Origin of the sequence: Loktanella sp. D2R18, from assembly GCF_003318235.1 — a bacterium.
Lineage (GTDB): Bacteria > Pseudomonadota > Alphaproteobacteria > Rhodobacterales > Rhodobacteraceae > Yoonia.
In genome coordinates this window covers 58,615-72,488 of record NZ_QOCG01000004.1, presented here as the reverse complement: position 1 = coordinate 72,488, position 13,874 = coordinate 58,615, and the positions used below count along the sequence as shown (strand labels likewise).

The 13,874-nt window shown below is 55.8% G+C and carries 17 protein-coding genes; 16 read left to right on the top strand and 1 reads right to left on the bottom strand.

What is annotated here, in order from left to right; genetic code table 11:
* The first annotated feature begins 190 nt into the window (after window positions 1-190).
* From DS901_RS01300 to DS901_RS01285, 4 genes are all read left to right on the top strand, one after another.
* Window positions 191-1,420 (top strand): MFS transporter, encoded by a 1,230-nt coding sequence (locus DS901_RS01300; RefSeq protein ID WP_113775124.1) that lies wholly within the window; start codon window positions 191-193, stop codon window positions 1,418-1,420.
* A gap of 34 nt (window positions 1,421-1,454) precedes the next feature.
* Window positions 1,455-2,105: a peptide-methionine (S)-S-oxide reductase MsrA gene (gene msrA, locus DS901_RS01295; RefSeq protein WP_113775123.1), complete on the top strand. Its 651-nt coding sequence runs from the start codon at window positions 1,455-1,457 to the stop codon at window positions 2,103-2,105.
* 64 nt (window positions 2,106-2,169) lie between these two features.
* Entirely contained in the window at window positions 2,170-3,048 is an 879-nt protein-coding gene (locus DS901_RS01290; protein ID WP_113775122.1) for a 50S ribosomal protein L11 methyltransferase, read from the top strand.
* Window positions 3,049-3,145: 97 nt separating this feature from the next.
* Window positions 3,146-3,490, top strand: a complete 345-nt coding sequence (locus DS901_RS01285; RefSeq protein ID WP_113775121.1) for a hypothetical protein — start codon at window positions 3,146-3,148, stop codon at window positions 3,488-3,490.
* 76 nt (window positions 3,491-3,566) lie between these two features.
* Here the strand turns inward: DS901_RS01285 and DS901_RS01280 are convergent, their stop codons facing one another.
* Window positions 3,567-3,776, bottom strand: a complete 210-nt coding sequence (locus DS901_RS01280) for a DUF1127 domain-containing protein (RefSeq protein WP_113775120.1) — start codon at window positions 3,774-3,776, stop codon at window positions 3,567-3,569.
* A gap of 307 nt (window positions 3,777-4,083) precedes the next feature.
* Here DS901_RS01280 and ruvC point away from each other — a divergent pair, with 307 nt between their 5' ends.
* From ruvC to tilS, 12 genes are all read left to right on the top strand, one after another.
* Window positions 4,084-4,590, top strand: coding sequence for a crossover junction endodeoxyribonuclease RuvC (gene ruvC / locus DS901_RS01275; protein WP_113775119.1), 507 nt, complete (start codon window positions 4,084-4,086; stop codon window positions 4,588-4,590).
* Complete coding sequence (ruvA, locus tag DS901_RS01270) at window positions 4,587-5,240, top strand: Holliday junction branch migration protein RuvA (RefSeq protein ID WP_113775118.1); 654 nt, start codon at window positions 4,587-4,589, stop codon at window positions 5,238-5,240. The genes ruvC and ruvA overlap by 4 nt, the downstream gene beginning before the upstream one ends.
* Before the next feature lie 9 nt (window positions 5,241-5,249).
* The gene (ruvB, locus tag DS901_RS01265) at window positions 5,250-6,269 is read left to right on the top strand and encodes a Holliday junction branch migration DNA helicase RuvB (RefSeq protein WP_113775117.1); all 1,020 of its coding nucleotides are present in this window, start codon (window positions 5,250-5,252) and stop codon (window positions 6,267-6,269) included.
* A gap of 62 nt (window positions 6,270-6,331) precedes the next feature.
* Entirely contained in the window at window positions 6,332-6,940 is a 609-nt protein-coding gene (locus tag DS901_RS01260) for a hypothetical protein (protein WP_113775116.1), read from the top strand.
* Window positions 6,937-7,323, top strand: coding sequence for a tol-pal system-associated acyl-CoA thioesterase (ybgC, locus tag DS901_RS01255; RefSeq protein WP_113775115.1), 387 nt, complete (start codon window positions 6,937-6,939; stop codon window positions 7,321-7,323). Before DS901_RS01260 ends, ybgC begins: the two co-directional genes overlap by 4 nt.
* 113 nt (window positions 7,324-7,436) lie before the next feature.
* The gene (gene tolQ, locus DS901_RS01250; RefSeq protein WP_181820707.1) at window positions 7,437-8,111 is read left to right on the top strand and encodes a protein TolQ; all 675 of its coding nucleotides are present in this window, start codon (window positions 7,437-7,439) and stop codon (window positions 8,109-8,111) included.
* Window positions 8,112-8,113: 2 nt separating this feature from the next.
* Window positions 8,114-8,593, top strand: coding sequence for an ExbD/TolR family protein (locus tag DS901_RS01245; protein ID WP_113775113.1), 480 nt, complete (start codon window positions 8,114-8,116; stop codon window positions 8,591-8,593).
* 3 nt (window positions 8,594-8,596) lie between these two features.
* Window positions 8,597-9,721 (top strand): energy transducer TonB, encoded by a 1,125-nt coding sequence (locus tag DS901_RS01240; RefSeq protein ID WP_113775112.1) that lies wholly within the window; start codon window positions 8,597-8,599, stop codon window positions 9,719-9,721.
* A gap of 105 nt (window positions 9,722-9,826) precedes the next feature.
* Window positions 9,827-11,140 carry a Tol-Pal system beta propeller repeat protein TolB gene (gene tolB / locus DS901_RS01235; protein ID WP_113775111.1) on the top strand — a complete coding sequence of 438 codons (1,314 nt, stop codon included), beginning with the start codon at window positions 9,827-9,829 and terminating at the stop codon, window positions 11,138-11,140.
* A gap of 74 nt (window positions 11,141-11,214) precedes the next feature.
* Entirely contained in the window at window positions 11,215-11,733 is a 519-nt protein-coding gene (pal, locus tag DS901_RS01230) for a peptidoglycan-associated lipoprotein Pal (RefSeq protein ID WP_113775110.1), read from the top strand.
* Window positions 11,734-11,752: 19 nt separating this feature from the next.
* The gene (ybgF, locus tag DS901_RS01225; protein WP_113775109.1) at window positions 11,753-12,571 is read left to right on the top strand and encodes a tol-pal system protein YbgF; all 819 of its coding nucleotides are present in this window, start codon (window positions 11,753-11,755) and stop codon (window positions 12,569-12,571) included.
* Complete coding sequence (gene tilS, locus DS901_RS01220) at window positions 12,562-13,842, top strand: tRNA lysidine(34) synthetase TilS (protein WP_113775108.1); 1,281 nt, start codon at window positions 12,562-12,564, stop codon at window positions 13,840-13,842. Before ybgF ends, tilS begins: the two co-directional genes overlap by 10 nt.
* Window positions 13,843-13,874: the final 32 nt, after the last annotated feature.

The window sequence follows — 13,874 nt, the reverse complement described above, 5'->3', positions numbered from 1 at the left end:
ATGAATCGGTCTGTTCGCAGGATCGCTTGTATTAGATGTCTGGAATATATCTTTGATATGGATCAAACGCAGCAGTCGCACCCTGCGGTGGGGTGCCGCAGCAATTGTGCGCCGTTGGTACCACGATTGTGCGTGTGTTGTGGTCTGATCGGTCTCGCCAAGGGAGTTGAATGCGCGTAAGGATTCGCGAATGAAAACTATCCGCCTCGAAGATACACCCGCATTGCCATTTTGGCGTCGCCCTGCTGCGCTTTTGTTTTTGATAGCGATGGCGATGCCTGTCGCGTTTTCGACGTGGTTGGCGCTGCTCAATAACTTTGTCATTGATGTCGCCAATTTTGATGGCAGTGATATCGGCTGGCTGCATACAGTACGCGAAATCCCGGGTTTCCTAGCGATTGGGGTGATCGCAATTATCATGTTCGTGCGTGAACAAGTCTTGGGAATGGTTGCGCTGGCGATGCTGGGTGTGGCCACTGCGTTGACCGCACAATTCCCCACGATGGGTGGGATTTTGACACTGACGATGCTGTCGTCGATAGGGTTCCATTACTATGAAACGGTGAACCAGTCGTTGCAGTTGCAGTGGATCGACAAAAAGCGGGCGCCACAAACGATTGGTTGGCTTATGGCGGCCGGGTCGGGGGCGACGTTGGTTGCCTATATCTTGATCGTTTCAACATGGCGCACATATGATCTGAGCTACAATTTCGTTTATATGGTGTCGGGAGGGTTTACCGCCGTTGTCGCGCTGTTTTGTCTGTTTGCCTATCCGCAGTTCGAAGCCCCACATCCGCAGCTGAAAACTTTTGTGCTGCGCAAGCGCTATTGGCTTTATTACGCCTTGCAGTTCATGGCAGGGGCGCGGCGGCAAATTTTTGTGGTATTCGCAGGCTTTATGATGGTCGAGAAATTTGGCTTTAAGGTCCATGAAATCACGGCGCTTTATACGATCAACCTTGTTGTTAATATCATCATCGCGCCCTTGATGGGGCGGATCGTGCAGATCTTTGGCGAACGGCGCGCATTGCTGTTCGAATATGCCGGGTTGATCGCCGTGTTCGTGGCCTATGGGGGGCTATATTTCTTCAGTTGGGGTGTCGTTATCGCGTCTGCGCTATACGTGATCGACCACATGCTGTTTGCACTGGCTTTGGCGCTAAAAACGTATTTCCAAAAAATTGCGGATCCGGGGGATATCGCGCCGACGGCTGCTGTGGCCTTTACGATTAACCATATCGCGGCTGTGTTTTTGCCCGCTGGGCTTGGGTACTTGTGGCTGATTTCGCCTGCGGCGGTGTTTATTGTTGCGGCGTGCATGGCGGCAACATCCTTCGCGCTGGCACTTTTGGTGCCGCGTCACCCCGGCCCCGGTCACGAAACCGTGTTTCAAGGGCGACTTTTGGCACCAGCCGAATAACCCATATATGTTCATCAGATAAAGGAGTTCGCCGATGTTTTTTGCCAACCGTGCTAAATCAGAAATGGTCACGCCCGATGCCGCGTTACCTGGCCGCGACACTGCGATGCTACTCACTGAACCCCATTTTACTTTTGGTACGCCGTTGATGGTGGATGTACCCAGCGGCATGGATGTCGCCGTTTTTGGCATGGGCTGTTTTTGGGGTGTCGAGCGGATGTTTTGGACCCTTGATGGTGTGGTCTCGACAATGGTTGGCTATGCGGGGGGCTATACGCCGAACGCCACCTACGAAGAAGTCTGTACAGGGAAAACCGGCCATAATGAGGTCGTGCGCGTGGTCTTTGATCCCGCAAAAATTAGCTACGATCAACTGTTGCAGGTGTTTTGGGAAAACCACGACCCGACGCAAGGAATGCGTCAGGGCAATGATGCGGGAACGCAGTATCGTTCTGGCATCTATACAGCCTCTGCCGCGCAAAAGACAGCGGCGCAGGCTTCAAAAGAAACCTTCGCGCCACGCCTGGCAGCAGCGGGGCTTGGTGCTATCACGACAGAAATCATCGACGCACCTCAGTTCTATTTTGCTGAAACCTATCATCAGCAATATCTGGCCAAGAATCCCAACGGCTATTGCGGCATCGGCGGGACAGGGGTGACTTGCCCGATCGGGACAGGCGCCTAAGCGCGGCTTGACGCGGCGAGGGTCTGTGCCTAACTCGGGGGATCACCGGAAAAGGGCAACGGATATGACCACGTTTACAGCGTTAACCACCATCTTGGGCGAAGACGCGGCCTATCAGCTTTCGGAAGCGCTTGAAGATTTGGTGCCAGAACCCACCGGGGTAGGTGTTTTTGAAATCGAGGATGGGTCCGGCCTGTGGGAGGTCGCGGCCTACTTCTTAGAGTATCCAGACGCAGGCGCATTGGCCGTTTATTCGGCGCTGCATGACGCGAAACCGTTCAATATTTCCGAGCTTCCCGATCAAGATTGGGTGTCCAAAGTGCAGCGCGAATTGGCACCTGTCGCGGCAGGGCGGTTTTACGTTTATGGCAGCCATGATGCGGATACGGTGCCAACCGACAAAATCCCACTGCTGATTGACGCCGCGATGGCGTTCGGAACAGGTCATCACGGAACAACTCTAGGTTGTTTACAGGCATTTGATGCGCTTTGTAACGCCGGGTTTACCGGTGGGCGGGTGATTGATGTGGGCTGCGGCACCGCAGTGCTTGCGATGGCCGCGGCCAAAGTTATCCCTGACGTCGTGCTTGCCAGCGACATTGATCCCGTCGCGGTCGAAGTTGCAGCGGCGAATGTCGCTGCAAACGGGCTTTCGGGGCAGGTGGATTGCGTTGTTGCTGCTGGGTTTGATGCGCCTGAACTGGCAGCCGGCGCGCCCTATGATTTGATATTTGCTAATATTCTAAAGGGCCCGCTTATTGGGCTGGCACCCGCAATGGGGCAGAATATTGTAAATGGTGGGCACGTGATTCTTTCGGGGATATTGAACGAGCAGGCCGATGAGGTGATTGCGGCTTATGCTAAAAATGGGTTCAATCTTGTCAAAAGTAGTAGCATTGTTGAATGGACAACGTTAACAATGAGCAAGAATATTCCAATTTGACGAATCGTTTATATGTTTCTTGTGAAAATCCTTGTTTCTGATCACATGGGTAGTAAGCCTATACGGAGTTAATCCGTGTATTTTTTTGGAGTTTAGTATGGCACAGGCAAATGTCCCTTTTGATAAACGACTGAAGCGTATCGTACGTCGTCATGACCGTATGGCTAACGGTGTTGTGACTTCAGTTAATGCCGATGGTCTGATCGTCGCCCGCCCACGTGTCTATCGCCCGCGCTTCCCGCTCAAAGGCCTTATCGCGCTGGTCGTTACAGGCTTTTTGTTTAAAGGCTTTCTTTTTGCAGCACTGGGTGCCGAAGCTTATGAAGAGCGCGTTGCCGGTTTGAGCAGCGGTTCATTTGTTGAGCAGGCTGGTGCTTGGGTTATGCAGCCTGACGTTGCAACTGTGTTTATCGCAGGCCAAGTCAAAACGATCATGCCATAGTCACTCTTTACGGAGCGAAAACGAAAAGGCCGCGCTGGATCAGCGCGGCCTTTCGTGTGTGTGAGTGGCGGTAAGATTAGCGTGCTTTGCGTGTCGCTACGGCGTGGATGTCGCCAAATGAGAGTCCGATATCATCCAGCTCGCGCGCTGAGAGTTTGGACAGCGAGTTGCGTGTGATACGTGCGGCATTCCATTGCACGGCGTTGTTTAATGTGTGGTGAAAAAACGATGCAACGCGGCCTGCAAGGATGCTGGACGTTGCGAGGTTTGTTTGGACGTTGGCCATTGGGTCGTTCCTTGTGTTGATCTGCGTTGCAGAAATGACTTGATGACCGGCATTTAGGGGGGATTCGGATCCGGCGGTACCCCATTTTTTGCATAGCTCGTATGAGTTTTTAGAATGCCTACGTTTTAGGCAGTTGCCTGTAAAATCTCCTTGTTTTTAAGGGATTACTAGGGCCCTGATTTAGCATGGTTTTCTTTAAGCCAAGCGAGATTTTTGGTGGGGTCAAAGCCTGTGATTCGAATGTGGCTTGGTTTATGTTCGCGTTTTGTGCTATGTGGTTTTTACAAAAATAAAAACGAGGCGAGCAATGCGTGTATTGGGAATCGACCCCGGCCTGCGAAATATGGGATGGGGCGTGATCGAAGTCGCGGGTTCACGCCTGTCGCATATCGCAAATGGCATTTGTCATTCTAAGGGCGCCGATCTTGGTGAACGGCTACTTTCACTGCATATGCAGCTCACCGATGTTATTCATGCATGGGCACCTAACGCTGCCGCAGTCGAGCAAACATTTGTAAACAAGGATGGCGTGGGGACGCTGAAGCTTGGGCAGGCCCGCGGCATCGCGATGCTGGTCCCGGCACAGGCTGGGCTGGTCATTGGTGAATATGCGCCGAATGCGGTCAAAAAGGCAGTTGTCGGCGTTGGTCATGCGGAAAAGCATCAGGTTGAACATATGGTAAAGCTCCAGCTGCCCGGCGTGAAAATTGCCGGTGCGGATGCCGCAGATGCGCTTGCGATAGCGATTTGTCATTCGCACCACCTGCAATCAGCGGGTACATTGGCCAAAGCATTGGCGAGGGCAGGGGCATGATTGGTAAGATTGCAGGTAGGCTTGAATATCGTAGCACCGATCACGTTTTGATCGATGTGCGCGGTGTGGGCTACATTATTTATGTGTCCGACCGTGTGATGGCCGGTTTGCCGGGCAACGGTGAGGCGGTTGCGCTATATACGGATCTGTTGGTGCGCGAAGATAATTTGCAGCTGTTCGGGTTTACGACTTTGGTCGAAAAAGAATGGCATCGGATGCTCATGTCGGTGCAAGGGATCGGGGCCAAGGCTTCGCTATCGATTTTGGGTACTTTGGGCGAAGACGGCGTCAGCCGCGCGATTGCGCTGGGTGACTGGAATGCCGTTGCAAAAGCCAAAGGCGTTGGCCCGAAGACCGCACAAAAAGTCATTCTTGATCTCAAAGATAAAGCGCCGGGCGTCATGGCGTTGCATGGGGCGGTCGCCGAACCTGTTGATACTGCGGTGATCGAAGAAGCGGCACCCGTGCGTCGGAAGCCTACGAAAAAGGCGAACCCGGCACAGGCTGAAACGCTTTCGGCGCTGGGAAATCTTGGCTATGCGCCCGGCGACGCGGCAAGTGCTGTGGCCGAAGCCGCAGGCGCCGATCCAGATGCGGATACATCGCGCTTGATCCGTGCGGCCTTGAAGCTTTTGGCTCCAAAAGAGTAGAGATGGCCCATGAATGAGCCAGACCCGACATTGCGCGCAGCGCCTCAGCCCGAAGATGCGGACCGCGCGCTGCGTCCACAGGTGCTTGATGAATTTGTCGGGCAGGCGGATGCGCGTGCGAACCTCAAGGTCTTTATAGAAAGCGCGCGCCGTCGTGGTGAAGCGATGGACCACACATTGTTTCACGGCCCGCCGGGGTTGGGGAAAACCACCCTTGCACAGATCATGGCCCGCGAATTGGGCGTGAGCTTTCGTATGACATCTGGGCCGGTGCTGGCCAAAGCAGGTGATTTGGCTGCTATCTTGACCAACCTAGAGGCGCGCGATGTTTTGTTTATCGACGAAATTCATCGTCTGAACCCGGCTGTTGAAGAGGTTCTTTATCCCGCGCTTGAAGATTTTGAGCTGGATCTGGTGATTGGCGAAGGTCCAGCCGCGCGGACCGTGCGCATCGAATTGCAACCCTTCACGCTTGTTGGGGCGACCACGCGCATGGGGCTGCTGACGACGCCTTTACGCGACCGGTTTGGCATTCCGACCCGGCTTGAGTTTTATACCGAAGATGAGCTGCATCAGATCGTGACGCGCGGAGCCCGGATGATGGGGGCGCCGGCATCCGACGGTGGGGCGCGCGAGATTGCGCGCCGCGCCCGTGGCACCCCACGGATTGCAGGCCGGTTGCTACGCCGCGTTGTTGATTTCGCGATTGTTGAAGGTGACGGCACCGTGACCCAAGAAATTGCTGATCGCGCGTTGACCCGGCTTGGTGTTGATCATCTGGGTTTGGATAATGCCGACCGCCGCTATTTGCGTTTGGTCGCAGAAAGCTACGGCGGTGGTCCCGTTGGCATTGAGACGATGTCGGCGGCCCTGTCCGAAAGTCGCGATAGTTTGGAAGATGTGATTGAGCCCTATCTGTTACAAAAGGGCCTGATCCAGCGCACCCCACGCGGGCGGATGCTTGCACAAGCTTCTTGGGCGCATTTGGGGTTGGATCAACCAAAGTCACGAGATGATTTATTTGGCTGAGGGCGTAGATCAAATTTTCGAGAAATTTGATCGCCTCCGGCGGGAGTATTTGGAGCAAGATGATGTATGATGTCGCGCCTTTGTTCACGCGGTCTGACGGTGATTATGTGTTCGCCCGTTGGGGCCGCCCGATTGTGCCAGTGGTGTTTGGTGTTGATGATGCGACACTGGCGCTGTTCAAAGGGGCTATCGAGGCCGTTGTGACATTGGCCAGTCACAAAATGGACGAGACTGACATGGAATTAGGTGCCAACCTGATGATGTTTTTTTGCAATGATTGGGCAGAACTCTTGGACGTGCCGCATCTGGATAAGATGTTGCCAGAGTTGGGCCCTCTGGTTGCGCGTTTGCAGGTTGCTGAGGCCAATCAGTACCGTATTTTTCGTTTTGATGATGCTGGCGCCATTCAAGCCGCTTTTGTATTTATGCGCATGGATGACCAAATGGCGCAGGCCCCAGCCGATACGCTGGCTCTGTCGCAAGCGGTACAGGTGATTTTGCTTTGGTCGGATACGGCGTTTTCGGAAGTGCCGCCGCTTGCGATGATCGACGGGGTAGTTGCCCTGCGTCCCGAGATCGGCGACGTTATTCGCGCGGCCTATGATCCGGTGATGCCAGTTGCCGCGCGTGATGCAAGCCACGCCATGCGTATCGGCGCGCGCTTGCCATGACCCATCAGTTCCCCGTCCGCGTCTACTACGAAGATACCGACCTTGCCGGGATCGTCTACTATGCCAATTATCTGAAGTTCATTGAGCGCGCCCGTTCTGAATGGGTCCGCGAATTGGGGATTGATCAGGTTGCGATGAAGGCCGCAGGAGTGGTTTTTGCAGTGCGCCGTGTCGAGGCTGACTACCTATCGCCGGCCCGATTTGACGATAATTTGATCGTTGAAACCTCTGTCAGCAAAAGCACCGGTGTGCGTCTGACCGTGTCGCAAGACATCAAACGCGGCGAAACACTTATTTTTCGTGCGATTGTGACAATTATTTGCATGGATGAAACGGGGGCCGTGGCCCGGCTTCCGGCACAGATCCGCCAATCCACGCGTTAATTCGTGTGGGTTTCAGCCTTGTAATACGGGTTTGATTGGCTTTTCGATTTCGAATGCGTTATATCTCGCCTTAATCAGAGCCCAAAACCGGGCCTACAGGCAGAGCAGGCACAATGGAAGCAGCAACCGACTTCACGATGTGGGCGCTATTTGCGCGCGCAACAATTACCGTAAAACTTGTTATGATCTTACTGATGGCCGCATCCGTTTGGTGCTGGGCCGTGATCGTGGACAAGATCGTGCAATACCGTAACGCCCGGACAGAGGCTGATACTTTTGATCAACAGTTCTGGTCGGGTGAGCCCTTGGATGCATTGTTTGATCAGATCGGCGCTGACCCACAGGGCGCCAGCCAAAAGATCTTTGCGGCAGGTATGTTGGAATGGCGCAGATCGCACCGCCAAGACGGTGGCCTGATCGCAGGGGCAACTGCACGCATTGATCGCTCTATGGATGTCGCCATCGCGAAAGAGGCCGCGCGGCTGCAAAAGGGTCTTCCTGTTTTGGCGACCGTCGGATCGACAGCGCCGTTTGTCGGTCTGTTCGGGACGGTTTGGGGCATCATGAACGCGTTTATCGAAATCGCCGAAGCCCAAAACACGAACCTTGCCGTTGTCGCACCTGGGATCGCCGAGGCGCTTTTGGCGACGGGTTTGGGACTTTTGGCAGCGATTCCCGCCGTGATATTCTATAACAAACTGTCCGCAGATAGTGATCGCATCATCGCAGGCTATGAAGCCTTTGCGGATGAATTCGCGACAATCCTTAGTCGCCAGCTGGATAGCTAATTATGGGCGCAGGTGTAACCAAATCAGGTGGCGGCGGCGGACGGCGTAGACGGCGGCGTAGTGGTGGCGGCACGCAGCCGATGGCTGAAATCAACATCACGCCGTTTGTGGACGTGATGTTGGTGCTTTTGATTATCTTTATGGTGGCAGCCCCGTTGATGACGGTGGGTGTGCCAGTGGATCTGCCAAAAACTGCCGCTGATGCTCTGCCGGGTGATGACGAAGAACCGCTAACGGTCACGATCACCGCCGAAGGTATCGTGATGATCCAGGAGACAGAAACATCGCCCGATGAACTGGTCGCAAAATTGCAGGCTATCGCCGCCGAACGCACGTCTGACCGCATTTTCTTGCGCGCCGATGGCACGAACCAGTGGAACGCTGTTGCCGAAATTATGGGCGCGTTGAACGCAGGAGGGTTTTCTAACATTGGTCTGGTGACTGATGTTGGTGGTCCATCATTCGCGGGGTCGGACGGGTAGGGCATGCGCACGCCGGGCACGTATATTTCTGCCACAGGCCATGTTGCTTTGATTGGCTGGCTGTTCTTTGGCTGGGGGTTCAATGCGGACCCGCTGGACTTTGACGCGATGGATGTATCCGTCATTAGTGGCGAAGCCTTTGAAGAATTGAGGGCTGCCCGCACACCCGAGCCGGGTGAAGCCGACCCCACTGCGCCAGTGCAGCCGGAAATTGACGACACACCGCCCCCGCCACCATCGGCAGAGGACCCGGCAGAGCATACGCCGCCCCCAGACCCAGTTGATCCACCTGATGATGAGCTTCCACCACCCCCGCCGCCAGAGATGCTGGTGACCGAGGCAGAAGACACTCCCCCTGAGACACCCGATGTGCCTGAATCGCTCCCATCGTCGCCGAATGTTGACGTCAATGCAGAGCCTGCGCCAACGCAAGCGCCGCGTGTCGCGACGGTTCCAACTGCGCCACCTCCACCGGATGCGCAGATCGATGATACCGTGCGCGAAGTAGTCGTGCCAGATGAAACAACAACCGCAGATGTGCCAATCGAAGACGACACCCCAACTGCGCCCGAAGTAACGGCAACTGAAATCGCGATTGAGGATGAAAAGCCGTCAGGCTTGGTTGAAACCTCGTTGCGCCCCGTTTCGCGGCCTAGCCGCCCGACGCCACCAGCGCCGGAGCCTGATACGCCAACCGAAACGGCAGAGGCGCCTACCGAGGTGGAAACACCCAGCGATGACGCTGTCGAAGCGGCCCTTGCAGCGGCTTTGGCTGCTGAAGCGCCAGCGGTTGCTGTAGGCCCAGCCTTAACGTCGCTAGAGGAGTCGAGTTTTCGTTTGGCGATAAGCGCGTGTTGGAACGTAAATACGGGCTCGCAAGCCGCGAACGTCGTCGTCGAAGTTGGGTTTAGCTTGGATGCCAACCGCAGAGTCGTCGGCAATGATGTCGAACTGATTTCAAGTAGCGGCGGGGATGAAGCTGCCACGCGCACTGCATTTGATGCAGCTCGTCGCGCAATTTTGCGTTGCTCGGTCGAACGTGGGGGGTACAATTTGCCATCCGAGAAGTTTGAACACTGGAAAGACATCGTAATCACATTTGACCCAAGTCAGATGCGGCTACGGTAAAAAGAACACGCGCAGGTGAGGTGAAATGGTTTCATCCATCTGCTATGAAAATAAAGAGAGACGCGGATCAGGGGCAACCTGACGATGCGAAATGAGGCGAAGAAGATGAAAAAAATTCTGACACTTTTGGTGGCCCTAATTTTGGCAGGACCTGTCGCTGCTCAAAACGGCCCGTTGCGGCTGACCATCACCGATGGGGTGATCGAACCGATTACCTTTGCAGCCCCCGTATTTCAGGCTGAAAACGCCGAAGCCGCACAGGTCGTAAACAATTTAAACCGCTTGGTCGCCCAAGACCTGTCCGGCACCGGGTTGTTCCGCGAAATTCCGGCGAATGCGTATATCTCGCAGATCACGTCGTTCTCGCAGCCGATTGCCTTTGCCGATTGGCGCGCGATCAATGCGCAGGCTTTGGTCACAGGCGCGGTTGCGGTGAATGGCAACCAGATGACTGTGAAATTCCGGCTGTATGATATCTATTCTGGCCAAGAATTGGGCGGCGGTTTGCAGCTTGCAGGCACCACCGCTGGCTGGCGGCGCATGGGCCATAAGGTTGCGGATGCAGTCTATAGCCGGATCACGGGCGAAGGCGGCTATTTTGATAGCCGCGTTGTCTATGTCGCGGAAAGCGGCCCTAAAGATAACCGCCAAATGCGTTTGGCCGTGATGGATTTTGACGGTGAAAATACACAATATCTGACCGATAGCAGTGCCATTGTGCTGGCACCACGGTTTTCACCTACCGGCGACCGGATACTTTATACCAGCTATGAAAGCGGTTTCCCACGGATCAACCTTTTGAACGTCGCCAATGTCGGGCGTCAGCAGTTGCAGACGGCCCCTGGCGAAATGGCGTTCAGCCCCCGGTTTTCGCGCGATGGTGGATCAGTGATTTATAGTCTTTCCAATGGCGGGAACACGGACATTTTCCGTTCGGACCTTGCGTCGGGGCAATATACGCGGCTGACCTCTGCGCCTTCGATTGAAACCGCGCCAAGCCTGTCGCCTGATGGCACGCAGATCGTTTTTGAAAGCGACCGTTCCGGCACGCAGCAGCTTTACATTATGTCCGCCAATGGCGGCGAGGCGCGCCGGATTTCCTTTGGCGAGGGGCGTTATTCAACGCCGGTTTGGTCGCCTCGGGGGGATTTGGTTGCCTTTACCAAACAAAACGCAGGACGGTTCCATATCGGCGTGATGCGCACGGATGGCTCAGAAGAACGCCTGCTGACGGCGTCGTTCTTGGACGAAGGTCCAACATGGTCCCCGAATGGCCGGGTGATTATGTTTAGCCGAGAAACACAAGGCGAAAGCGGCACATCATCGCTGTATTCCATTGATATTTCGGGCCGTAACCTGAAGGCTGTCCCGGTCCAAGGGGCCGCATCGGATCCATCATGGGGCCCCTTGCAGCCCTAGTCAAAGTACATTCCCAGAACCATTCAGCCATGCTATGCTGATGAAAACGAGCAGATAAAAACAGGATTGAACCAATGAATATGATGACAAAAGCGACGATGCTGCTTTTGGTATTGGGCACGGCAGCCTGTACCAATCCCGACCGCTTAGGTGGTGCCGGTGGCGCAGGCGCAGGTGGTGCAGGCGCCGACGGCGCTCTGGCAGGATCAGCAAGTGACCCGACCAGCCCCGCATATTTCAATCAGGCGATTGGCGACCGGGTGCTGTTTGCAGTGGATACGTCGACGCTTACCCCCGAAGGTCAGCGCATTTTGGATGGCCAGGCGCAATGGTTGTTAACCAATGCCGATTACCGCGCCGTGGTCGAAGGCCACGCGGACGAGCAGGGTACGCGCGAATATAACATCGCACTGGGTGCACGCCGCGCCAATGCTGTACGCGAGTATTTGGTGTCACGCGGGGTTCCAACGACCCGGCTTGAGGTGATCAGCTACGGCAAATTGCGCCCGATTGAGGTCTGTTCAAACGAGGCCTGCTATTCGCAAAACCGTCGCGCGGTAACTGTTCTTTCATTCTCTGCCATTACTAGCTAACCAGCCCAAAGGACCCCCTATGTTGCACCGTATTGTCGTTCTTTGCGCCATTTTGTTGTCGCCGCTGCCTGCCGTTGCCCAAGAGGAAACATTGGCCGATATTCGACAGCAATTGACCGGGCTTTATGGTGACGTGCAACTGTTGCGCCGCGAGCTGTCAACCACTGGTGGTCTAAACAGCGGGATCGCGGGCAATACACCGCTTGACCGGCTCAATGCGATCGAAGCAGAATTGCAACGCCTGACCTCAAAGACCGAGCAGCTTGAATTTCGGGTGAACCGGATCACGGTGGATGGCACCAACCGTGTGGGCGATCTTGAATTCCGGCTGTGTGAACTTGAAGCCAATTGCGACATTGCCCAGCTTGGCGACACGCCTAGTCTTGGTGGCGTTGATAATGGGGCCGATGTGCCCGCGCCGAACTTACCACCTGCGACAGGTGGCCCCGCACTCGCCATTGGTGAGCAGACAGATTTTGAGCGGGCGCGGGAGGCGCTCGCGAACCGTGACTTTCGCGGCGCCTTGGACCAGCTTGAGACCTTTGGCACGACCTATCCGGGAAGCCCGCTAGCGGCACAAGTCAATTATATGCGCGGTGAGGCGCTTGAAGGGCTTGGTCAGCCAACTGACGCTGCACGCGCCTATTTGGAGGCGTTTTCCGCCGATGCGACGGGCGCACATGCCCCTGCATCACTGTATAAATTGGGGGCATCCTTGGGTGCGATTGGACAGACTCAAGACGCGTGTTTGACGCTTGCCGAAGTCAATGTGCGCTTTCCGGGCAACCCGGCGGTCAATGACGCGCAGTTTGCGATGCAGAATTTGGGATGCCAGTAGCGGCACCCCATTCTGACCTTTCCGACCAGTTTACCCGCGCCTTGCACGAGCTTGGGGTCGTCACGCCTCGGGCGGTAATTGGGCTTGCGGTGTCGGGTGGCGGCGATTCAATCGCGATGATGCATATGGCCGCGCGGGCGGTTGACCCTAAGCGGTTGCGGGCTGTCACTGTTGATCATGGGCTGCGCCCTGAAGCGCGCGACGAAATCGCATTGGTCGCGAACCAAGCCAAAGACCTCGGGATCGCCCATGTCGCTCTTGGTTGGGATTGGGACCGCAAAGGCAATTTGCAAGGGGCTGCGCGCCAAGGACGCTGGGAGGCGATGCATGCATGGGCCGGGCAGGCGGGTGTAGACGCGCTTTTGCTTGGTCATACTGAAGACGACCAGCTTGAAACCGTGTTGATGCGGCTTGCGCGCGGGTCTGGTATTGATGGGCTGACCGCGATGAGCCGTGTCGATCTGCGTGATGGGCTGCGGGTCGGGCGCCCGTTGTTGGGGATATCACGCGATGCTTTGCGGGATTGGTTGCGCGCTGAACAGATTGCGTGGTGCGATGACCCGAGCAACGATGACCCGCGCTATGACCGGGTACGGGCGCGCAAAATGTATGCGCAGCTCGAAACCCTTGGGCTTACCCGTAAACGTCTTTTGCAAACGGTCGATCACATGCAGGCCGCGCAGCGATCCTTGCGGCGGGCTGCGCGTGATTTTGCACGCTTGCATGTACGACAAGACGCCGGAGATTTGATTTTTGATCCCGTCGCGCTCGACCTCAGCAATGACGATGCGCCGCGTCGGGTGATGGCCGCAGCGATTTCATGGGTGGCGAGCCGCACCTATAGACCACGGTTTGAAAGCCTGCTCGCACGTGTCGACCAGCTGCGCAAAGGTCACAAGGTGACATTGGCCGGGTGTGTCCTGCTGCCGCTGCCCGGTGGTGGCGCGCGCATCCTGCGCGAGGCGTCGGCAACGAACCCATATACACGACCCGATGGATTGGACATTGCGGCGACGGGGCTGCGCTGGGATCAACGCTGGCATCTGGATGGGCCCGTGCGGAACGGGTTGCGGGTGCAGGCATTGGGCGAAGGGCTGCGCGACTGTCCTGATTGGCGGCAGGCATCCATGCCGCAAGTGTCGCTTATGGCGTCACCGTCGGTCTGGTCAGGCGACACACTGATTGCGGCGCCGTTGGCTGGCCTGTCGAACGGTTGGTCGGCGCAGATTGTCGCGGATTTTCATTCTAGGGCGTTTGGCATTGAAGATTGAGTAATAGGCTCTATTTTAGATGAAACGCTTGA

Bases quoted from the DNA above. Each gene is read 5' to 3' on its own strand.
- DS901_RS01300 (WP_113775124.1), top strand. From the start codon at position 191: ATGAAAACTATCCGCCTCGAAGATACACCCGCATTGCCATTTTGGCGT.
- msrA (WP_113775123.1), top strand. From the start codon at position 1,455: ATGTTTTTTGCCAACCGTGCTAAATCAGAAATGGTCACGCCCGATGCC.
- DS901_RS01290 (WP_113775122.1), top strand. From the start codon at position 2,170: ATGACCACGTTTACAGCGTTAACCACCATCTTGGGCGAAGACGCGGCC.
- DS901_RS01285 (WP_113775121.1), top strand. From the start codon at position 3,146: ATGGCACAGGCAAATGTCCCTTTTGATAAACGACTGAAGCGTATCGTA.
- DS901_RS01280 (WP_113775120.1), bottom strand. From the start codon at position 3,776: ATGGCCAACGTCCAAACAAACCTCGCAACGTCCAGCATCCTTGCAGGC.
- ruvC (WP_113775119.1), top strand. From the start codon at position 4,084: ATGCGTGTATTGGGAATCGACCCCGGCCTGCGAAATATGGGATGGGGC.
- ruvA (WP_113775118.1), top strand. From the start codon at position 4,587: ATGATTGGTAAGATTGCAGGTAGGCTTGAATATCGTAGCACCGATCAC.
- ruvB (WP_113775117.1), top strand. From the start codon at position 5,250: ATGAATGAGCCAGACCCGACATTGCGCGCAGCGCCTCAGCCCGAAGAT.
- DS901_RS01260 (WP_113775116.1), top strand. From the start codon at position 6,332: ATGTATGATGTCGCGCCTTTGTTCACGCGGTCTGACGGTGATTATGTG.
- ybgC (WP_113775115.1), top strand. From the start codon at position 6,937: ATGACCCATCAGTTCCCCGTCCGCGTCTACTACGAAGATACCGACCTT.
- tolQ (WP_181820707.1), top strand. From the start codon at position 7,437: ATGGAAGCAGCAACCGACTTCACGATGTGGGCGCTATTTGCGCGCGCA.
- DS901_RS01245 (WP_113775113.1), top strand. From the start codon at position 8,114: ATGGGCGCAGGTGTAACCAAATCAGGTGGCGGCGGCGGACGGCGTAGA.
- DS901_RS01240 (WP_113775112.1), top strand. From the start codon at position 8,597: ATGCGCACGCCGGGCACGTATATTTCTGCCACAGGCCATGTTGCTTTG.
- tolB (WP_113775111.1), top strand. From the start codon at position 9,827: ATGAAAAAAATTCTGACACTTTTGGTGGCCCTAATTTTGGCAGGACCT.
- pal (WP_113775110.1), top strand. From the start codon at position 11,215: ATGAATATGATGACAAAAGCGACGATGCTGCTTTTGGTATTGGGCACG.
- ybgF (WP_113775109.1), top strand. From the start codon at position 11,753: ATGTTGCACCGTATTGTCGTTCTTTGCGCCATTTTGTTGTCGCCGCTG.
- tilS (WP_113775108.1), top strand. From the start codon at position 12,562: ATGCCAGTAGCGGCACCCCATTCTGACCTTTCCGACCAGTTTACCCGC.